Annotated in this window: 21 protein-coding genes and 1 pseudogene; 16 read left to right on the plus strand and 6 right to left on the minus strand. The window is 65.5% G+C overall.

From position 1 onward, the window contains the following. Window positions 1–95: 95 nt before the first annotated feature. Window positions 96–1,250, minus strand: coding sequence for a phosphoserine transaminase (locus Ga0080574_RS09220; RefSeq protein ID WP_076697631.1), 1,155 nt, complete (start codon window positions 1,248–1,250; stop codon window positions 96–98). A gap of 308 nt (window positions 1,251–1,558) precedes the next feature. Between Ga0080574_RS09220 and Ga0080574_RS09225 the strand changes: the two genes are divergently transcribed. The 5 genes from Ga0080574_RS09225 to Ga0080574_RS09240 all read left to right on the plus strand — a co-directional run bounded on the left by Ga0080574_RS09225 (window position 1,559) and on the right by Ga0080574_RS09240 (window position 4,875). After that, window positions 1,559–1,795 (plus strand): hypothetical protein, encoded by a 237-nt coding sequence (locus tag Ga0080574_RS09225; protein WP_076697633.1) that lies wholly within the window; start codon window positions 1,559–1,561, stop codon window positions 1,793–1,795. Beyond that, a complete protein-coding gene (locus tag Ga0080574_RS09230) occupies window positions 1,792–2,022 on the plus strand; it encodes a hypothetical protein (RefSeq protein WP_076697635.1) in 231 nt (76 codons plus the stop codon). The genes Ga0080574_RS09225 and Ga0080574_RS09230 overlap by 4 nt, the downstream gene beginning before the upstream one ends. Before the next feature lie 363 nt (window positions 2,023–2,385). Next, the gene (locus tag Ga0080574_RS25855; protein ID WP_156876331.1) at window positions 2,386–2,598 is read left to right on the plus strand and encodes a hypothetical protein; all 213 of its coding nucleotides are present in this window, start codon (window positions 2,386–2,388) and stop codon (window positions 2,596–2,598) included. A gap of 14 nt (window positions 2,599–2,612) precedes the next feature. Next, complete coding sequence (locus Ga0080574_RS09235; RefSeq protein ID WP_237219344.1) at window positions 2,613–3,110, plus strand: terminase small subunit; 498 nt, start codon at window positions 2,613–2,615, stop codon at window positions 3,108–3,110. Next, entirely contained in the window at window positions 3,097–4,875 is a 1,779-nt protein-coding gene (locus tag Ga0080574_RS09240; RefSeq protein ID WP_076697637.1) for a phage terminase large subunit family protein, read from the plus strand. Before Ga0080574_RS09235 ends, Ga0080574_RS09240 begins: the two co-directional genes overlap by 14 nt. A 107-nt stretch (window positions 4,876–4,982) precedes the next feature. Here the strand turns inward: Ga0080574_RS09240 and Ga0080574_RS09245 are convergent, their stop codons facing one another. Together Ga0080574_RS09245 and Ga0080574_RS26915 are read right to left on the minus strand one after the other, a co-directional pair. Further along, a complete protein-coding gene (locus Ga0080574_RS09245; RefSeq protein ID WP_156876333.1) occupies window positions 4,983–5,474 on the minus strand; it encodes a hypothetical protein in 492 nt (163 codons plus the stop codon). Beyond that, window positions 5,471–5,701 carry a helix-turn-helix transcriptional regulator gene (locus Ga0080574_RS26915; protein ID WP_076697641.1) on the minus strand — a complete coding sequence of 77 codons (231 nt, stop codon included), beginning with the start codon at window positions 5,699–5,701 and terminating at the stop codon, window positions 5,471–5,473. Before Ga0080574_RS26915 ends, Ga0080574_RS09245 begins: the two co-directional genes overlap by 4 nt. A gap of 92 nt (window positions 5,702–5,793) precedes the next feature. Between Ga0080574_RS26915 and Ga0080574_RS09255 the strand changes: the two genes are divergently transcribed. The 9 genes and pseudogenes from Ga0080574_RS09255 to Ga0080574_RS09290 all read left to right on the plus strand — a co-directional run bounded on the left by Ga0080574_RS09255 (window position 5,794) and on the right by Ga0080574_RS09290 (window position 11,695). Beyond that, entirely contained in the window at window positions 5,794–5,982 is a 189-nt protein-coding gene (locus tag Ga0080574_RS09255; protein WP_076697644.1) for a hypothetical protein, read from the plus strand. A 27-nt stretch (window positions 5,983–6,009) separates the two neighbouring features. After that, window positions 6,010–6,330, plus strand: a complete 321-nt coding sequence (locus Ga0080574_RS09260; protein WP_076697651.1) for a hypothetical protein — start codon at window positions 6,010–6,012, stop codon at window positions 6,328–6,330. 72 nt (window positions 6,331–6,402) lie between these two features. Next, window positions 6,403–6,837 carry a helix-turn-helix domain-containing protein gene (locus tag Ga0080574_RS09265; RefSeq protein WP_076697660.1) on the plus strand — a complete coding sequence of 145 codons (435 nt, stop codon included), beginning with the start codon at window positions 6,403–6,405 and terminating at the stop codon, window positions 6,835–6,837. Then, complete coding sequence (locus Ga0080574_RS09270) at window positions 6,834–8,177, plus strand: phage portal protein (protein WP_076697673.1); 1,344 nt, start codon at window positions 6,834–6,836, stop codon at window positions 8,175–8,177. Before Ga0080574_RS09265 ends, Ga0080574_RS09270 begins: the two co-directional genes overlap by 4 nt. Then, the gene (locus tag Ga0080574_RS09275; RefSeq protein WP_076697681.1) at window positions 8,174–9,940 is read left to right on the plus strand and encodes a prohead protease/major capsid protein fusion protein; all 1,767 of its coding nucleotides are present in this window, start codon (window positions 8,174–8,176) and stop codon (window positions 9,938–9,940) included. The genes Ga0080574_RS09270 and Ga0080574_RS09275 overlap by 4 nt, the downstream gene beginning before the upstream one ends. Beyond that, on the plus strand, window positions 9,940–10,155 hold the full coding sequence (locus Ga0080574_RS09280) for a phage head-tail joining protein (RefSeq protein WP_076697689.1): 216 nt from the start codon (window positions 9,940–9,942) through the stop codon (window positions 10,153–10,155). The genes Ga0080574_RS09275 and Ga0080574_RS09280 overlap by 1 nt, the downstream gene beginning before the upstream one ends. Before the next feature lies 1 nt (window position 10,156). Next, complete coding sequence (locus Ga0080574_RS09285) at window positions 10,157–10,483, plus strand: DUF2190 family protein (RefSeq protein ID WP_076697702.1); 327 nt, start codon at window positions 10,157–10,159, stop codon at window positions 10,481–10,483. A gap of 183 nt (window positions 10,484–10,666) precedes the next feature. Then, window positions 10,667–10,753, plus strand: a pseudogene (locus tag Ga0080574_RS27010) (hypothetical protein); the annotation flags it as partial. Between the two features lie 90 nt (window positions 10,754–10,843). Continuing rightward, window positions 10,844–11,695 carry a tyrosine-type recombinase/integrase gene (locus Ga0080574_RS09290; RefSeq protein ID WP_198039790.1) on the plus strand — a complete coding sequence of 284 codons (852 nt, stop codon included), beginning with the start codon at window positions 10,844–10,846 and terminating at the stop codon, window positions 11,693–11,695. 253 nt (window positions 11,696–11,948) lie between these two features. On the opposite strand, the gene Ga0080574_RS09295 is transcribed toward Ga0080574_RS09290, so the two are convergent. From Ga0080574_RS09295 to Ga0080574_RS09305, 3 genes are all read right to left on the minus strand, one after another. Beyond that, window positions 11,949–13,268, minus strand: coding sequence for an O-antigen ligase family protein (locus Ga0080574_RS09295; RefSeq protein WP_076697716.1), 1,320 nt, complete (start codon window positions 13,266–13,268; stop codon window positions 11,949–11,951). Next, a complete protein-coding gene (locus tag Ga0080574_RS09300; RefSeq protein ID WP_076697717.1) occupies window positions 13,265–14,707 on the minus strand; it encodes a GumC family protein in 1,443 nt (480 codons plus the stop codon). The genes Ga0080574_RS09295 and Ga0080574_RS09300 overlap by 4 nt, the downstream gene beginning before the upstream one ends. 112 nt (window positions 14,708–14,819) lie before the next feature. Continuing rightward, the gene (locus tag Ga0080574_RS09305) at window positions 14,820–15,434 is read right to left on the minus strand and encodes a response regulator transcription factor (RefSeq protein WP_076697718.1); all 615 of its coding nucleotides are present in this window, start codon (window positions 15,432–15,434) and stop codon (window positions 14,820–14,822) included. A 284-nt stretch (window positions 15,435–15,718) separates the two neighbouring features. Between Ga0080574_RS09305 and Ga0080574_RS09310 the strand changes: the two genes are divergently transcribed. Continuing rightward, a complete protein-coding gene (locus Ga0080574_RS09310; RefSeq protein ID WP_076697719.1) occupies window positions 15,719–17,095 on the plus strand; it encodes a WecB/TagA/CpsF family glycosyltransferase in 1,377 nt (458 codons plus the stop codon). Window positions 17,096–17,206: 111 nt separating this feature from the next. Further along, window positions 17,207–17,716, plus strand: coding sequence for a putative pterin-binding protein (locus tag Ga0080574_RS09315; RefSeq protein WP_076697720.1), 510 nt, complete (start codon window positions 17,207–17,209; stop codon window positions 17,714–17,716). The last annotated feature ends 44 nt before the right edge of the window (window positions 17,717–17,760 follow it).

Consider the following 17,760-nt stretch of genomic DNA (forward strand, 5'->3'; position numbering starts at 1 on the left):
CTTTGGATATGGGGAGGGAGCGGTGGGCAAAAATTGCCCACCCTACGCTGTCATTCGAAGGGAAGAGTAGGGTGGGCAATCTGCCCACCTCTGGCTCACGCGGTCGCGGTCTGCTCTTCGAGCACTTCCTCGAAGGCCCATTTGATCCAGAGCGTCAGCTTCTCGACATCCGCGGCCTCGATGGTGGCACCGCACCAGACGCGCAGACCCGCCGGGGCATCGCGATAGGCGCCGATGTCATAGGCGGCGTTGTAATCGTCGAGCTTCTTGGCCACCGCCTTGGCGAAGGCCGCACCATCCTTGATCCGCTCGTCGGTGAACTTCAGGCAGACGGAGGTGTTCGAGCGCGTCGCCGGATCCTCGGCGAGGTTGGCCAGCCAGTCGTTGCGATCGCAGAAATCCCACAGCACCTTGGCGTTGGTATCCGCGCGCTTCATCAGCGCGGGCAGGCCGCCGATCTTGCGCGCCCAGTCCAGCGCCACGAGGTAATCCTCGACCGCCAGCATGGAGGGCGTGTTGATCGTCTCGCCCCGGAACACGCCTTCGATCAGCTTGCCGCCCTTGGTCAGGCGGAAGATCTTCGGCAGCGGCCAGGCCGGGGTGTAGCTTTCCAGGCGCTCGACGGCGCGCGGGCTCAGGATCAGCATGCCGTGGGCCGCTTCACCGCCCATGACCTTCTGCCAGGAGAAGGTGGTCACATCGAGCTTGTCCCAGGGCAGATCCTGCGCAAAGGCGGCGCTGGTCGCGTCGCAGATGGTCAGGCCCTCGCGGTCGGCGGGGATCGCGTCGCCATTGGGCACGCGCACGCCGGAGGTGGTGCCGTTCCAGGTGAACACGACATCATTGTTGAAATCGACCGTGGCGAAATCGACGATCTCGCCATACTCGGCGGTCTTCACCTCGGCATCGATCTTGAGCTGCTTGACCACATCGGTCACCCAGCCGGCACCGAAGCTTTCCCAGGCCAGCATCTCGGCCTTGCGGGCGCCGAGCAGAGACCAGAGCGCCATCTCGACGGCGCCGGTATCGGAGGCGGGAACGATGCCGATCTTGTAGTCGGCGGGAATGCCCAGGATCTCGCGCGTGCCCTCAATGGCGGCGGCGAGCTTTTCCTTGCCGATCTTGGCGCGGTGCGACCGACCGAGCGCCGCATCGGCGAGCATGTCCACGGAAAAATGGGGGATCTTGGCACAGGGGCCAGAAGAAAAACGCGGATTGGCCGGCCGCGTAGCCGGGTGCTTGGTAGCCATGATGTACCTAACCTTCCAGATAGATGCCCCTCGTTGGGGAGGGGTGTCCCGCCGCCGGGCATACGCTTCCCCAGGAAAAACAGCAAGTATCAAAAGAGGCTGCCGAGCAGATTCCTACGGCGCGCCGCAGAACGATACAAGAACACACACCGACTGCACGTGCAAAATCGGTGCAGTTTGTTCCCCTTACGTCCCGCCCCCAGGCAAAGGAAAACCCCGGCGCGCTGGCGGGCGCGACCGGGGTCAAAAGCATTCGTGACGTATCTCTGCTTCAGCAAGATAATACCTCGCACAAACCGCGAAACGCAATGTCGAAGTTCGCCAAGCTCGCGCACAAGCGGGTGGCAAAAGCACTAGGCTTCGCGCTGACACTCGCCAGAGAATCGGGTTGGCATGGTTTTTCCACCGTGCTGCGGACGCGCCTCACGACCGAGGAACGCGCCGCGCTGGCCTTTGCCGCCCTGCGCAGTCTGGACGATCACACCGCTTACCTCACGGCCTCTGCGGCACTCTTCGAAGTGGTCAACGGGGAGGCGCAGGCATGACGGATCGTGAGCTTGACGAAATCCTGACCTACCGCTGGCCGATTGTGGTGCGCCGCGTGATGGCTGACAGCTCGGACGATTGGGTCAAGGGCTTTGTCCGGTCCATCGCCAGACACGGCAAACGCGCCTCTTGGCGGCCCTCTCTGAAGCAAGCGCAGATCATGCGGCGGCTGGTGTCCGAACTCGGCACCGCGCCGGAAACGTCTTTCAACCCCATCGAGGACTGAGGAGCAGCGCCCCCGCGCGCTCTCGCGGGGCCTGCTGGTGTTACGGGGAAACGACGGTGCGCCAGCAGGAGCAAGGGTGAACACGGGCAGGGATCACATCGCCCAGGGCAGTCCGAAAGGTTGAAGCCCGATCCCCGGCACCGCGCTCAGGTGTCGCAAGTAGCAACCAATCGTCCGGCAGGAGCGCATGACCGGACGAGCCTGAAGCGATGGCCCGGCTCCGTTGAGCAGGACTTCACGCGGAGGGCATAGGGACTGCCACGGCCTCGCGCTGTGGGCAGTCGTCCTATGCCTTCCGCTCAGACCCTCACCATTGAGCAGGTGGGAACAGAGCAACGTTCGAACGTAGAGAGAGGCAGGACGATGAAGACAACAGACTGGCAGCACGTTTCACAGGCCCTCGGGGATCTGGCGTATCGCGTGCGCCGCCTCGGCCCCGATCATCGCAGGCCCGAGCACTTCCACGAAGAGAAGAGCGAGATCGCGCACGAGCTGCGCCGCCTTCAGCGGGTCCTTCCCGGCCGAAACGTATACGGGTCGGCTCAGCCCAACACTTCAGCCTATGAAAACAAATAGTTAGGGGGTGAAAGATGGTGCGCATCCTTGATGACCTGCAATTGGGCGGCGAAACGATCCACCGCATCAGCGGCGCCGACCTGTGCGAGCTTCTGGCGCTGTCGCCGGCTGCCCTCTCGGATTTGAAGAAACGCGGCATCGCCTGTCATCGCGGGCACAACAGTTATGATCTGGTGCAGACTGTCAACGCCTACATCCTGCACCTGCGCGGCATTGCCAGCGGGCGCGGCGGGGAAGACCTGACAGCACAGCTCAGCACCGAACGCGCCCGTCTCGCGAAAGAACAGGCCGATGCTCAGGCATTGAAAAACGCCAGGGCGCGGGGCGAGCTGGTCGAAGCCGCAGAAGTTGAACGCACATGGTCGGACGTGCTGCGCCAGGTGCGCGCTCGCATCCTCGCCGTGCCCTCACGTTTGCGCTCGGAACTTCCCCAGCTCGACACGGCCACCGTCGCCGCGCTCGACCGGGGTCTGCGCGACGCACTTTCGGAGCTGGGCAATGCCGACGATTGAAGACGTAGCCGCCAACGCCCTGCGCGCCCTGATCCCGCCGCCTCGCATTCGCCTGTCCGATTGGATCGAGGCCAATGTCTCCCTCCCCGAAGGCGTCAGCGCCCAGCCCGGCCCGGTGCAGCTCTGGCCATTCCAGCGCGAGATTTCCGACGCCATCGGAGATCCGCTCATTGAGCGTGTGACGCTGGTCAAGCCGGTGCGCGTGGGCTTCACAACCCTGCTGACCTCGGCGCTCGCGTCCTTCGTCGCCAACGAACCGGCGCCGATCCTCTGCCTTCTCCCGGCAGAATCGGATTGCCGCGACTACATGGTGAGCGACGTGGAGCCGATCTTTGCCGCCTCCCGTGCCGTGGCCGACGCTCTGGGAGACGACCGCGACGAAGGCGAGCGCAACACCCTCCTGTCGCGCCGCTTCCCCGGTGGGTCGCTCAAAGTGGTTGCGGCCAAGGCCCCGCGCAACCTGCGGCGCCACAATGTTCGCATCCTCTTCATTGACGAGGCGGACGGCATGGCCGCAACCGCCGAAGGCTCGCCGATCCTGTTGGCCGAGCGCCGCACCCTGTCTTTCCCGGATCGCAAGATTGTCCTGGGCTCGACCCCGGTTCACGAAGAGACAAGCCACGTCCTGCGCGCCTTCGCGCAATCCGACGCACGGATTTTCGAAGTGCCGTGCCCGAGCTGCGGCGCCTTCGCGGAAATCCTCTGGCAACACATCGTCTGGGACGAAGGCCTGCCCGACACGGCCCGCTGGAAATGCCCACATTGCCGCGCCGAGATCGCGGAACGGCACAAGCCCGCCATGGTCGCCGCCGGGCAATGGCGGGCCACCCGGCCCGAGGTGCAGGGGCACGCGGGCTTTCGCCTCAACGCGCTGGTGTCGCTGCACGCCAACGCCTCATGGGCGCGGCTCGCCACCGAATTTGTCGGGGCAAAGGATGACCCCTCGACCCTGCAAACCTTCGTCAACACGATCCTCGGCCAAGGCTGGCGCGCCGATGGTGAGGAGCTGGACGACGAAGCGCTGGCCGCGCGAGGCGAGGCGTTCGGCCTCTCTGCCGTGCCCGCCGAGGTGCTGGCGCTGACCGTGGGCTGCGATGTGCAACACGACCGGCTGGAGCTGACCTTTGTCGGCTGGACCGAAGACGGCGCCGCGCTGGTGCTGGGGCACCGTGTCATCTGGGGCCAATGGGACGAGCCCGAGACCTGGGCAGAGCTGGACACGCTGCTGAAACAGAGCTTCCCGCACGCTCTGGGCGGGCGCCTCGGCATCGACGCGGCGGCAATCGACGCCGGCGACGGCACCACCATGCACACGGTCACCGCCTTCTGTCAGCCGCGCACCCGCCGCAAGGTGCTGGCAATCAAGGGCGCGCCGGGCAACCGCCCGATGATCGAGCGCGCTGGATCGAAGACCAAGACCGGCGCGCGGCTCTGGATCGTGGGCGTGGACACGCTGAAGACCATGATCTTCGGGCGGCTCGGGCGCGGCGCCTCGGTGCGTCTCTCGGCCGATCTGCCGCGCGTCTGGTTCGAACAGCTTGCCAGCGAACGGGCGGTAACCCGCTATCAGCGGGGCCAGCCGGTGCGCAGCTTCGAGCGGATACCGGGGCGTCGCGCCGAGGCGCTGGATTGCACCGTCTACGCCTTTGCTGCGCGGCAGATCGTCAACCCGGATTGGGAGGCCCGGCGCGCCGCACTGGCGCTACGCAGTCCCGCGACGACATCAAAGGCCCCTGTGCTGCAATCGTCATGGATGAGGCGTTGATATAGGGCAGGATGCGCCCGCGTTTTCGGTCGCAAAGCATCCCCGTAAGTCGTGAGTGGGCAAACCGCGACAGCGCGCGGCCTTCGGGGTGAAGGCGTGGCGCGCTTTTAACTGATATGGCTCAGCAATATCTCTAGAAATTCTGCCAAATAGGGGGCTGCGGTATCAAAAAGCGCCACTGCTGCAGATATTATAGCTGCCCAAAGTGCCAAGCGAGTAGTAGAGTCCGCTTTCTTCTGACGGCGCTCAGATTTGAGCACCTCTCGTGCCTCCTCGATAGCTAAGGGTGTCAGCTTGCAGAAGCCGTCTTCGTACGCATCCCACTTGCTCGGATATGCTTCCCGATCTGGCAAGCTGCGCTCGAACTCTTCGAAATCTAGGGCTAGCTGCTGCGTCACCAGATAGTCTCTGTGATCCTTTAAAGCGACAATTTCGTCATTGTAGTGTAAATCCATAGCTGAAGTATCTGGCTTTTCGAACGGTCCGCGCTTCTCAGCAGCTCGTTCGGCTAGAGTGCTGTCTGCCAACCAGCTTTCTTCTAGAGCATGAATTTTCTCGTTATAGTCTCTGATCATTTTTTTCAGATCAGGCTTGCTCATTTTCTTAGCCTCACACCAGCGCCACTACCGTTCTCGGGTATGAACTCAACACCTGCTGCTTCAAGCGATACCTGAATAGCCTCAATATTGTTTCCAATCGGCGTGCGTTTCTCCGCTTCAAAACTCGTAACCGTGGCGCGTGAGACACCCGCTTCTTCTGCTAGACGGGTTTGCGACCAGTTCACAAGGCCACGGGCCGCGCGACATTGTGCAGGTGTAAGCGGCATTTTGATCGACCTTATACATTTTGCTTGACTTATTGGGCGATGTTATCCAATTTGTATCACATAAACCATTTTGCACGCAACGGACCACCGTCATGCCGAACCCTGTTCCGGCAGCCGCCCCCGGCTTGCCCTCTGCCCGTCTGAACGAAATCCACGACTGTCTGGCGCTGGCCCTCGACGCGACCGAACGCGCCTCGGGTTACAGCCAGTCCGAACGCGAGGCCCGCAGCTACCTGCGCACAGCCCTGCGCCACACCCAGCGCCTGCTCGGCACGCGCTGACCCACCCCACCAAGGAAGGACCAAAAAATGACCCACAAAGACCCCGCCTGCGGGACCGGCAACCTTTTGCCCCGCCGCACCCTCCTGAAAGGGCTTCCTGCCGCTGGAGTGGCGATGATGCTGCCGCAAGCCGTCGTTTCGGACCAACCGTGGAACGAAAACATGCTGGAAGAGATCATGAGCAGCGCAAATGACCTGTGCAATTCCTTAACCCCTCACTTGGGTTACCACGAGTATGTCGTGGTCAAGGACGCAAAGGTCCAACGCTTGCTCGACGCGCTGCGCGCGATACCCATAGACGATTACGGTGACGCCTGCACCGGACGCGAGGGGTATCCCGAGACCTAACCGCTGACGGATTGACAGCGGTTGTGTTATCTGGCACTGTCAATTTGTCAGAAGCCAGCAAGGAACGTTCCAATGATTACCACCGCTGAATTGTGCAAGGGACTGGGCATCAGTCGCACCCGCCTCGACCAATGGGTTTCGCGCGGCTTTCTCAAGCCGATGCATACTCCGGCGCCCGGTGTTGGTCGCACTTGGGACTTGCCCGACGCCATGCGCGCAGCGATCACCCACCGGCTCTTCAGTCACGGCATTAAGCTGACTGCTTGGGGCAACTCATCTGATGAAAAGCTTCTGGCGTCGAAGCTGGCCCATCTGAAAGGCTTCAAGAACGATGCCGCCATCTTGGCTTTGTACTCGGAGTTCGCTGGTGGACCGATCCGCAAAGGCACGATGCGCCCGAGCGAAGTGGCTGCTTTCATCATGGATCACAAGCTTGACTTCCTGCTGCTCATCAACCTCGACCAGCTCGAAGATGAGCTGGTCGAGAAGTTCCCGGCGCTCGCATGACCAAGCCCTCCCGCCAAGTCTTCCGCGCCGCGCAACGCGGCCTCGCCAAGCTCTTCCGGCGCTCCGGCATCGAGGCCGCAGGCGGTGGGCGGCGGTGGGACGGTGCGTCCGTCCTGACCTCTCCCCAGACCGCGACGCTCGCCGCGCGCGGCCCGGCGCAGATCCGGGCGGCGGGGCAATATCTCAACACACCCTTCGGGCAGAAGATCGTGGAAGCATGGGTCTCGGCGCTGGCGGGCAAGGGCTGGCAGGTCCGGTCGCAGCATCCCGACACGGCCACCGCGCGGGGGCTCAATGAGGCCTTCGAGGCGCTGGTGACCCCGCTCCTGCCGCTGCTGGTGCGGGCGCTGGTGCGCGATGGTGAGGGCTTTCTGCGGATCCAGATCACCGCCGGCGGCGACATCCGGCTGAGGCCGATCCCTGCCGAGCAGGTGGACCCCTCGCTGTCGCGCGATCTGGGCAACGGGGCGCGGATCGTGGCGGGCATCGAATTCGACGCCGAGGACGAGGTGACCGCCTATCACATCCTGCCGGAAGCCCCCGGCGCGCCGTTTGTGACCTACAAAGACGCGGTGCGCGTCCCGGCCCGCGACGTGCTGCACATCTTCGATCCGCTCTTTCCCGGTCAGGTGCGCGGGCTGTCGTGGCTGACGCCGGTGCTGCTGAAAATGCGCGACCGCGACGACGCGTCGGACGCCCTGCTGATGCAGATGAAGACCGCGAGCCTGATCACCGGCTTTGTACGCGATCTGGACGGCAGCCTTGCGGGCTTCGATGGCACGACCGAGGGCAATGCGCTGAACGTGGCTCTGGAGCCCGGCGCCATGCGCATCCTGCCGCAAGGCGCGGACGTGACCTTTTCCAACCCTGGTGCGGGCATCGACAAGGCGGCGGATTTCCTGCGCGCGCAGGACCGCGAGATTGCCGCCGGGGTCGGGCTGACCTTCGAGGCGCTGACCGGCGATCTGACACAGACCAACTACAGCTCGGCCCGCGTCGGGCTGCTGGATTTCCGCCGCCGCGCCGAGATGCTGCAACGCCAGCTCATCGAGGGCCAGTTCCTGCGCCCGCTCTGGCGCCGCTGGATCGAGCTGCGCGCACTGGCGGGCGAGATCGACGCGAGCGGCGCGGCTCTGGCCGATTTCCTCGCTGTCCGCTTCGTCCCGCCCGGCTGGCAATGGGTCGATCCGAAGAATGAAGTCGAAGCCGATGCGCGCGCGATCGAGGCCGGTTTGAAAAGCCGCGAAGAGGTTGTCGCGGGCCGTGGCCGCGACATTGACGACCTGAACGACGAGATTGCCCGCGACACGGTGCGCGGCGCAGGGAGTGCCGCCGCATGACGATCCATATCCGCAACCTGACCCCCAGCCCGACCACGGTGAACACCGAGGCGCGCACGGTGGAGGCCATTGTCTCCACCGGCGCGGATACGCCTCGCGCGGGTTTTGTCGAGCGTCTGCCGCTCGGCCGCGCCAATCTGTCCCGCCTGCCCGGCGCGCCGGTTCTGGATGCCCACCGCGCGGCCTCGACCCGCGACCAGCTCGGGGTGATCGAGGCGGCGGAGCTGCGCCCCGAGGGCATCTGGGTCCGCATGAAGTTCCGCAGCAATGCCGCCGCCGTATCGGTTCTGTCCGACCTCGAGGACGGCACCCTGCGCGGCCTGTCCATCGGCTATCAGGTGGCCGAGTGGGAAGAGACGCGGGAAGGCAATATCCGCGTCCGCACCCCCAAAGAATGGACGCCCATTGAGGCGTCCGTTGTCCCCGTCCCGGCTGATCCGGGCGCACATTTCCGAAATGGAGAGAGAGTCATGGACCCCGAAGAGCAGACGGTTGAAACGACCACCACGACCGCGACCACCACCCGGGCGCAGCACAACGCGGAGATCCGCACCATTGCCGAAACGGCGGGCCTCACCCGCGCCTGGGCGGACGAACAGATTGACGCCGAGGCAACGCCCGATACCGCCCGCCGCGCCGCCTTCGAGGCGATGCAGACCCGCAGCGCACAGACGGCCACCCGCAGCACCGGCGCCACCATCGGGACGGATCACACCGACCCGGCGGTTATCGCGACCCGTGCCGGCGAGGCGCTGTATGCCCGTTCGCACCCCGACCATGAGCTGAGTGCGCAGGCGCGGCCCTATCAGGCAATGACCACGGTGGACCTCGCCCGCGACTGCCTGCACCGTTCCGGCATCGGCATCACCGGCCTGTCGGCCGCGACGATCATCACCCGCGCCCTTAACACGACCTCGGACTTCCCGCTGATCCTCGGCGACACCGCGGGCCGCGAGTTGCGCCGCGCTTATGAGGCCGCGCCGTCCGGCGTGCGGGCGCTGGCGCGCCAGACCACCGCGCGCGACTTCCGCGCCAAGCGTGCCCTTCAATTCGGCGACGGCCCCGAGCTGAAAAGGGTGCGTGAGTCCGGGGAATTCCAGCACGGCACCATCGAGGAAGCCGCCGAAACCTACAGCGTCGAGACCTTCGGGCGCATCTTCGGGATTTCCCGGCAGGCGCTCATCAACGACGATCTAGGCGCCTTTACCCAGATCCCGGCGAAGCTCGGCAACGCGGCCCGTTCCTTCGAAGCGGCGCAACTGGTGGCAAAACTGATCGACAACCCGGCGATGAGCGACGGCACCGCCGTTTTCCACGCGGACCATGGCAATCTGGCCGCATCCGGCGGCGCCCTGTCGATGACGACGCTCACCGCCGCCCGCACCGCCATGCGCCGCCAGACCGGCCTCGGCGGTCAGCTCATCAACGCGACACCCTACGCTCTGGTTGTGCCGCCCGAGCTGGAAACGGTGGCGGAGCAGCTTCTGACCGAAATCAACGCGACCACCACCGATGACGTGAACCCGTTCGCCAAGCTCACGCTCGCCGTGGAACCCCGCCTGACGAACGTCACAGCGTGGTATGTGGCCGCGAACCCGGCCACCATTGACGGGCTGGAATACGCCTATCTGGAAGGCGCGCCCGGCCCGCAGATCGAGACCCGGCAGGGCTTCGAAGTGGACGGGGTGCAGATCAAGGTCCGCCTGGATTTCGGCTGTGGCTGGATCGACCACCGCGGCTGGTACATGAACGCAGGCGCGTAATGGCGATCCCCGCAACAGAGCTGGAAACCCTGCGCGACGAGCTGGTCAGGTCGCGCGCGCAGGGCCTGCGGGTGGTCATGTACGAAGGCCACCGCACCGAATACGCCACCGACGCCGAGATGGCTGCGGCAATCGCAGACCTCGACCGGCGCATTGCAGCGGCGGGCAGCGCCCGCCCCCGCACCATCGCTTTCACATCGTCGAAAGGTCTCTGAGATGAAGAACTATATTCAAGCGGGCAACGTGATCACCTTCACCGCTGCCGCGACCACCGCCGCCGGGCAGGGCGTCCTGCAAGGCGCGCTCTTCGGGGTCGCCGCCACCGACGCGGCATCGGGTGAAGAGTTCGAGGCCGCAGTGACCGGTGTCTTCGAGCTGCCCAAAGCCGCAGGCGCGCTGACCAAGGGCCAGAAGGTCTATTGGAGCAGCGCAAATGCCAACGTCACGGCCACCGCGACCGGCAACACGCTGATCGGCGCCGTCATCGAGGCGGCGGCAGACGCCGCATCGCTGGCCAAAGTCCGGCTGAACGGGACCGTCTGACGACATGACCACCCGCCCCGCGCTTCTCCCCGACTACACCACCCCCGCAAAACTTGCGGAGCATTTTGGTGTGTCAGAGAGAACGCTGCGGGAAAAGCTGCGCGAGATCGGCGCATTTGCCATGCTGGGCCGGACTGTGGTGCTCTTCCCTGAGCACGTCGAAGCTCTCAAGGAGGCAATGAAATGTCGCTCAAACTATTCCGGAGAAACGGCGTCTGGTATTTCCGAGGGACCGTTGCCGGAAGGAAGTTTTACCAGTCTGCAAAAACGACTGACCGAAAAATCGCGGAACGGATCAAAGCGGAAACCGAAGCCAAAGCGTGGCAACGTCGTTTCGATGGACCCGGGGCGGGGTTGACCATGGCCCAGGTATTCACGGCCTATCTGGATGCGGACAAGCCCGAGCGGTTCCTCCTCAAGCTGGCGGAACACTGGAAAGATACACTGGTGGAAGACGTGACGCCCGAGCTGATCCGGCAGGCAGCGAAAAGGATCTATCCTCACGCCAACGAGCCGACATGGAACCGGCAGGTTATCAAACCGACGCAGGCAGCAATCAACCATGCGGCGGGGCTCGGCTGGTGCCAACGCATTTCGGTGAAACGCTATGCCGAAAACCCCGAGGTGAAGACGCCAGCGACCGTGAAATGGGTCCGCGCCTTCGCGTCACAGGCCGAGACGGATGGATTGCCGCATCTGGGAGCGCTCTGCCTCTTCATGTTTGGCACGGCGGCACGAGTCGGCGAGGCCTGCAACCTGACCTGGCGCCATGTCGATCTGGGCGCGGCCAAGGCGGAGCTGCATCTGTTCAAGCCGACTCCGTGGAAGCGTGTCGCACATCTGCCTCCCGAGGTCGTGGCTGCGCTGGCGAACATTCCCAGCAATCGCAATCCGGATGAGCTGGTATTCGGCTATGCCGGAAGGGGCAGCGTCCGGGGGCCGTGGAACAACGTGTGCAAGCGCGCCGAGATCGAGCGCTTGACCCCGCATTGCTGCCGGCATGGGTTCGCCACATCGATGCTGCAAGCGGGTGTCGATGTGAAAACCGTTGCCGAGCGTGGCGGCTGGAAGGACGCAACCACGGTGCTGCGCACATACGCTCATGCGATGAAAGACCCGAGCGTCACCAATGTGCTTTTTGGCGCAAAATCGGTGCAAAGCGAAAGCAAATCCACCTTAACCATCAGAAACAAAAGGATAAAACAGAAATGACAGCGCCCCTCGTTGGGAGGGGTGTCCCACCGACGGAGGTACGCCCAGCCCGGAGAAAAAGCAAGCCTCCTGTACGCCAAGGCCGTGGCGCCACGTTTCGCAGGGCAGCAAAAGGCCGGAACTCGCAATCATGACGGCGCGATGGGCGCAGGGTTGGCCCTATGAAAACAAGGGAAAGATCGCCCGGAATGGCGCAAGCGACGCACGCCCAGCGGGACGCAATCGGCCCTGCCCGATCCGGGGCACGCGGGCCTCAGGCGGGGCCGGCGCTCGGCATTTTCGCCGATTCGGTGGAGGTCCGGGGCTGTTTCTCACCACTGCGCGCGCATTCGCGGGCATGGATGCCGAGCATCATCAGCGCCGGCCAGAGCAGATAGGCCTCGATCTCGATATTCTCGCCGAAGGACAGCAGCACCAGCACCATGCAGAGCCCCAGCGGCAGCCGTCCGCGCGCGCTCTGAGCCGCGTCCTTCATCGCGAGCCCGATCTGCCAGATCAGCGGCACGGCAAAGGCCAGCAGCCCCACCAGCCCCTTGACGAAGAGCAGGCCGAACCAGGTGTGGTGGCTGCCGATGGGCATGTATTCCACCAGATGCGGGCCGGGTTGCACGGTGCCGTGGCCGAACCAGACCGCCTCTTCCTGCCAGCGCTCATGGGCGATGCGTTGCAGCGTGGCGCGCACGCGGGTGCTGTCGGCACGGGCGGATTTGAAGCCGTCAATGCCGGCGCCGATGGTCCGGGCCAGCCACGGCCCGGTGATCGCCAGCGAGGCGGTGAGCCCGGCCAGCACCGCCCAGGCCCAGCTGCGCAGCACCAGCGGCATCATCCGCGGCCCGATCGTGCAGGCAACGAGCCCCACGAGCCCCATCCGCGATTTCGACGCGAGGATCATCAGCGTGCCGGCGGCGATGCCCGCCGCGCGCCAGCGGTTTTCCTTCTCCTCCAGCGCGAACAGCACCATCGTCACCCCCAGCAGTGCCGCAAAGGGCGACCAGGGCGCATAGAACTGCCAGCGCGGTGTCCAGGAGGCGGGATCGTAGGTGAAGAAATACACCGAGAAATATTCCGGCCCCGGCCCGCCCACCGCCTTGAGCGGCGAGGTCCAGATGCGCTCGGGCAGGCCGATATAGGGCGCGATGAGCAGCGCGGGGGCGATGCAGAGGGTCCAGAACCCCAGCCGGCATTGCGCCCGGATCAGCACCTCTCGCCGCACCGGCAGGATCGCCCCCGCCAGCGGGAAGAGCGCCAGCAGCGCCCAGCCCTTGGCCCAGCCGATGGAGGATTTGATCGTCTGCTTGAGCCCGAGATCCCAGTTCAGATGACCGGCCCAGAGCGCCACCAGCATGACCAGCATGCCGAGCATCCAGGCCCAGATCACCGGCGGCACCGTCCCGGTGGCGCGCAGATCGTCGCGGATCGCCGGCCCGAGATAGAGCGACAGCACCACCAGCCCCGCCAGCAGCCAGGCCAGCACCGGCCCGACCACGTAAAGCGCGCCGATGCCGTAGAAGGGCCAGGTCCAGAGGATCGTCTTCCAGACCATGGATTCGGCCGGGCTCTGCGGCGCGATCATGCCATACGCCCTTTCTCGGAGAGCAGACGCTCGATCAGCGCGCGGCGGATCCAGCCCAGCGACAGGGCGAAGAACAGCAGGAAACTGGCGGCGCCACCGGCGGCAATGGCGAGCTTCTTGCGCGGAGAGGTCGGGCTGTCGGGCAGGGTCGGGTCTTCGAGCACCTGTACCAGCGGATAGGAGGCGTAGATATCGGCCTTGCTCGACTGCGCCCGCGCGATGGCGGAGGCAAAGACCGCTTCGGCGACGTTGAAATCCCGTTGCAGGTCTTCCAGCCGCGCTGCGAGCGGCGCCAGACGCTCCAGCCGCCCGGTCTGAATGCTGAGCAGCGCGCGTAGCTCCGCCAGTTCGGCCTCAAGCCCCGCACGTTCCGATTCCTGGCGCACCAGCTCGGTCAGCAGCGCCGCGCGGGCCCCGTCGGAGGAGCGTTCCAGCGCGCCGGACAGGCCGGTCAGCGCCGTGGCTCGGGCCTCGGCCTTGTCGCGGGCGGAGGCCATGGCAGAGGACGCCTTGACCACCTCCGGGTGACGCGCGCCATAGCTCGCGCGCGCCTCGGCCAGATCGCTGGCGGCCAGCGCCATCGCCTCGATCAGCGCGATATAGGCGGTGTCGCCATTGAGCCGCAGGATGCGGGCGGCGGTCTCGGAATCGGTCCCGAGCCGCGCCTCCAGCCCACGCACGGTGGCGAGCTTGCGCTCGTATTCGGCGGCGGCGGTGTCGATGCGACCGCGCAGGTCGTCGGCCTCGTCGAGCTGGCGGTTGTATTGCGCGACCGAATGCAGCCCGCTCTCGTCGCGCAGCCGCGAGATCTCGCTCCGCGTCGCGGCGACCGAGTCGCGATACTCCCGGATCGCATCCAGGCCGCCGGTCTGGCGGCTCTCCAGCTCGTCGCCGCGCAGCCGGTCGATCTCGACGAAAAATGCTTCGAGCAGCGCGGCGTTGCGCGCCTGCGCGGCATCGGGATCGGGCCCGGTGATCTTCACATGCATGAAGGCGGTCTGGTCCACGAGCTGGACCTGCGGCTTGCCGAAGGCCTTGGCGTCGATGTCCAGACGCCGCGCCGCATCCTTCAGCACGCGGTCGGCGGCGAGCAAGCGCTTGTAGGTCTCGGTCGGGCTGATGGAATTGCTGGAAAAGGCCGAGTTGGCATGGCTCGACGCCTGCCCGATCTCGGCGAGGTTCACCGAAGAGGCAGAGCCAGAGCCCGGCAGGATCAGCGACATATGGCTGGCAAAGACCGGCGCGGCGGTCTTGAGATAGCCGGTGATCGGCGCCCAGATCCCGGCCAGGCCCAGCGCGCAGATCCAGACATAGCGCGGCAGGCGGCGGCGGTCGGTCACCGACCCGCCGATCAGCGCACGCCGCAGAAAGCGGCGGCGTTTCCCGGGCGTTGCCTTGGCGGCGGGCAGCTCTGTGGTGGCGGTGTCTTGCAGGGTCATCGGCGGGTCTCCTTCGCCGCCGAAACTACCCTGCCTTGTGGTCGCGCGCTCTCGCGCAACAGTGGGGAGAAAGGAGGCGTTTACCCCGCCGCCTATCCTTTTGGGTATGCGCTCAGAACAGCCCCGCGTCGCGCGCCACGATGGCCGCCTGGGTGCGGTTGTTGACCTCGAGCTTGCGATAGAGCGTCTTCATATGCAGCTTGATCGTCGGCTCGGTGAGATCGAGATCGCGGGCGATCTCCTTGTTCGATTTGCCCTCGGTGAGCCCCTCCAGCACCTCCATCTCGCGCTTGGTCAGGCGCTCTGCCATGGGGTGGGTCCTGGTCTCTTCCGGAGCGGTCATAAAGCCGATGGGAGCGTATTGCTCGCCCATGGCCATGAACTTCACCGCGTTGACCAGCGATTTCGCCGGCAGGGTCTTGGGGATGAAGCCGGCGGCACCCAGGCTCAGCGCCTGCTCCGCCACTTCGCGCGTGGCCTGGCCTGAGATCAGCGCCACGCGCTGGCCGCCCTTCATGCCGATCGCCTCGGTGAGACTGTCCAGACCGTTCATGCCGGGCATCTTGTAATCCAGCAACACCAGGTTGTACGCCTCGTCCTCGCGGATGCGCTCGCAGGCCTCGTCAAAGCTTGCCGCGCTGCCCAGCTCGATATCGTCCTCGGCGCCCAGAAACGCGATCAGCGTGTCCCGCAGCAGGTCGTGGTCGTCGGCAATCAGCACTCTCATCTGGCGCGATCCTTTCTTGAACTGGTCGGCAAGGCTACCGCCGGTCTCTGACCATTTTAAGGCATTGCTAACCAAGTGTAACCGAGAACCCGGCTAGGGCCTATATCCCTTCGGATAGGCGCTGCGCCGCCCGCATGGTTAACCGCAGCTTTCGGAGCGCGCGGGGCGCCGCCGCGTCCGGGCGGTCGCGAATGCGTGCCGCGCCCATCCCGGCGCGAAATTGCGGGAATCGGGGGCGGCGGCGCACGGATAGGGCGAGTTCAACACCTGCCCTGGAGCCCCCGATGAAACATCAGCCGACCCTCGCCTTCCGTGACGCAACCCTTGCCGCCGATCTGCCGAAACGCCCGATCCTCGGGCTGCCCGTGGTCAATGCCACCACCGAAGCGACCGTAAACGCCCTGCTCTCGGGCGCGGCGCGCAGCGTGTTTTTCCTCAATGCCCATTGCGCCAATCTGCGTGCCGGCAACCGCGAGTATGCCGATGCCCTCACCCGCGCCGATATGGTGCTGCCCGACGGCATCGGGGTCGAGCTGGCCGCGCGCATGACCGGCGGCGGGCTCACCGAGAATCTCAACGGCACCGATTTCACCCCCGCCCTTCTGACAGAGGCGGCGCGGCGCGGTCTGTCGGTCTTTCTCTTCGGCGCGCAGCCCGGCACCGCCGAAAAGGCCGCACTGACGCTCGCCGCAAAGATCCCCGGCCTGCGCATCACCGGCACGCTCGACGGCTATGACGGCGCCGCCGACCCCGAAGCGGCCATCGCGCGAATCAACACCTCCGGCGCCGATATCCTGCTGGTCGCCATGGGCGTGCCGATGCAGGAGCTGTGGATCGACCGCCACCTGCCCGAGCTGCGCCCCCGGCTGGTGCTGGGCGTCGGCGCGCTCTTCGATTTCCTCGCCGGCAATGTCCGCCGCGCGCCCGTCGCCGTGCGCAAGGCAAAGCTGGAGTGGGGCTGGCGACTGATGCAGGAGCCGCGCCGGCTGGCCAAGCGCTACCTGATCGGCAACGGCACCTTCCTCGCCCGCGCCTCGCTCCATGCGCTGCACGTCGCCGGGCGCGAGGCGGTGGCGAAACGCGCGCTCGACATGGCGCTGAGCGCCACGCTGCTCGTTGTCCTGGCACCGGTTCTGCTGCTTGTGGCGGCGCTGATCCGGCTGGAAAGCAAGGGCCCCGCGCTCTTCCATCAGCAGCGCGTCGGGCGCGACGGGCGCCCCTTCACCATCCTCAAGTTCCGCACCATGCATACCGATGCCGAGGCACGGCTGGCGGCGATCCGGGCGCAATCCGACCGGCAGGGTATCTGCTTCAAGTCGCGCCACGATCCGCGCGTGACGCGGGTGGGCCGGTTCCTGCGCCGCTATTCGGTGGATGAGCTGCCGCAGATCCTCAACGTCTTCAAGGGCGACATGTCGCTGGTCGGCCCGCGCCCGGCGCTGCCCTCCGAGGTCGCGGCCTATCCCGCCGCCGCGCTGGAGCGGCTGAAGGCGCGGCCCGGCATCACCGGGCTCTGGCAGGTCTCCGGGCGCGCCGATATCGGCTTCGACAAGATGGTCGACATGGATGTGGCCTATGTCCGCTCGCGCAGCGTGCTGCTCGACCTGATGCTGCTGGCGCTGACCGCGCGGGCGGTGCTGTCGGGGCGCGGCGCCTACTAGCGCGACGGGACAGGCACCTATCCCAACGGATAGGTGCCCGATCCTGATGTCCGGCTGCTTTTTGCCCCGCAACGTGGCAGTTTATCCCTAACACAATATGAGGCCCGACCCATGCTCTTCCCCCGCCTTGCGACCGCCGCTCTTGCGACCGCGCTTTTCGCGCTGCCCGCCGGGGCCGAAACTCTGCCCATGCCCACCGGGCCGGTGATCCTGACGATCTCCGGCGAGATCGAGAACACCAATGGCGACGGCACCGCCGCCTTCGACCTAGACATGCTGCGCGCCCTGGGCGAGAGCGAGATCGTCACCGAAACCATCTGGACGCCCGCCACCCACACCTTCACCGGCGTCCGGCTCAAGACCCTGCTCGACCATGTCGGCGCCGAGGGCGACGAGATCACCGCCATGGCGATCAACGATTACGGCGTGACGATCCCCGTGGAGGATGCGACCGAGACCGGCCCCATCGTCGCATACGAGATGGACGGTGCGCAGATGTCGCGGCGCGACAAGGGCCCGCTCTGGGTGATCTACCCGTTCTCCTCTTCGAGTGACTACCGCACCGAAGTGATCTATTCCCGGAGCATATGGCAACTCGACCGGATGACGATCGAAGAATGACCGAAGCCTTTTCGAATCGTCGAAAAGGTGATGCTTCCCTGTGG

Source organism: Salipiger abyssi (genome assembly GCF_001975705.1).
Lineage (GTDB): Bacteria > Pseudomonadota > Alphaproteobacteria > Rhodobacterales > Rhodobacteraceae > Salipiger > Salipiger abyssi.

Excerpts from the sequence above, each read along its gene's own strand:
- Ga0080574_RS09220 (WP_076697631.1), bottom strand. The coding sequence starts at position 1,250 with ATGGCTACCAAGCACCCGGCTACGCGGCCGGCCAATCCGCGTTTTTCT.
- Ga0080574_RS09225 (WP_076697633.1), top strand. The coding sequence starts at position 1,559 with ATGTCGAAGTTCGCCAAGCTCGCGCACAAGCGGGTGGCAAAAGCACTA.
- Ga0080574_RS09230 (WP_076697635.1), top strand. The coding sequence starts at position 1,792 with ATGACGGATCGTGAGCTTGACGAAATCCTGACCTACCGCTGGCCGATT.
- Ga0080574_RS25855 (WP_156876331.1), top strand. The coding sequence starts at position 2,386 with ATGAAGACAACAGACTGGCAGCACGTTTCACAGGCCCTCGGGGATCTG.
- Ga0080574_RS09235 (WP_237219344.1), top strand. The coding sequence starts at position 2,613 with ATGGTGCGCATCCTTGATGACCTGCAATTGGGCGGCGAAACGATCCAC.
- Ga0080574_RS09240 (WP_076697637.1), top strand. The coding sequence starts at position 3,097 with ATGCCGACGATTGAAGACGTAGCCGCCAACGCCCTGCGCGCCCTGATC.
- Ga0080574_RS09245 (WP_156876333.1), bottom strand. The coding sequence starts at position 5,474 with ATGAGCAAGCCTGATCTGAAAAAAATGATCAGAGACTATAACGAGAAA.
- Ga0080574_RS26915 (WP_076697641.1), bottom strand. The coding sequence starts at position 5,701 with ATGCCGCTTACACCTGCACAATGTCGCGCGGCCCGTGGCCTTGTGAAC.
- Ga0080574_RS09255 (WP_076697644.1), top strand. The coding sequence starts at position 5,794 with ATGCCGAACCCTGTTCCGGCAGCCGCCCCCGGCTTGCCCTCTGCCCGT.
- Ga0080574_RS09260 (WP_076697651.1), top strand. The coding sequence starts at position 6,010 with ATGACCCACAAAGACCCCGCCTGCGGGACCGGCAACCTTTTGCCCCGC.
- Ga0080574_RS09265 (WP_076697660.1), top strand. The coding sequence starts at position 6,403 with ATGATTACCACCGCTGAATTGTGCAAGGGACTGGGCATCAGTCGCACC.
- Ga0080574_RS09270 (WP_076697673.1), top strand. The coding sequence starts at position 6,834 with ATGACCAAGCCCTCCCGCCAAGTCTTCCGCGCCGCGCAACGCGGCCTC.
- Ga0080574_RS09275 (WP_076697681.1), top strand. The coding sequence starts at position 8,174 with ATGACGATCCATATCCGCAACCTGACCCCCAGCCCGACCACGGTGAAC.
- Ga0080574_RS09280 (WP_076697689.1), top strand. The coding sequence starts at position 9,940 with ATGGCGATCCCCGCAACAGAGCTGGAAACCCTGCGCGACGAGCTGGTC.
- Ga0080574_RS09285 (WP_076697702.1), top strand. The coding sequence starts at position 10,157 with ATGAAGAACTATATTCAAGCGGGCAACGTGATCACCTTCACCGCTGCC.
- Ga0080574_RS09290 (WP_198039790.1), top strand. The coding sequence starts at position 10,844 with ATGGCCCAGGTATTCACGGCCTATCTGGATGCGGACAAGCCCGAGCGG.
- Ga0080574_RS09295 (WP_076697716.1), bottom strand. The coding sequence starts at position 13,268 with ATGATCGCGCCGCAGAGCCCGGCCGAATCCATGGTCTGGAAGACGATC.
- Ga0080574_RS09300 (WP_076697717.1), bottom strand. The coding sequence starts at position 14,707 with ATGACCCTGCAAGACACCGCCACCACAGAGCTGCCCGCCGCCAAGGCA.
- Ga0080574_RS09305 (WP_076697718.1), bottom strand. The coding sequence starts at position 15,434 with ATGAGAGTGCTGATTGCCGACGACCACGACCTGCTGCGGGACACGCTG.
- Ga0080574_RS09310 (WP_076697719.1), top strand. The coding sequence starts at position 15,719 with ATGAAACATCAGCCGACCCTCGCCTTCCGTGACGCAACCCTTGCCGCC.
- Ga0080574_RS09315 (WP_076697720.1), top strand. The coding sequence starts at position 17,207 with ATGCTCTTCCCCCGCCTTGCGACCGCCGCTCTTGCGACCGCGCTTTTC.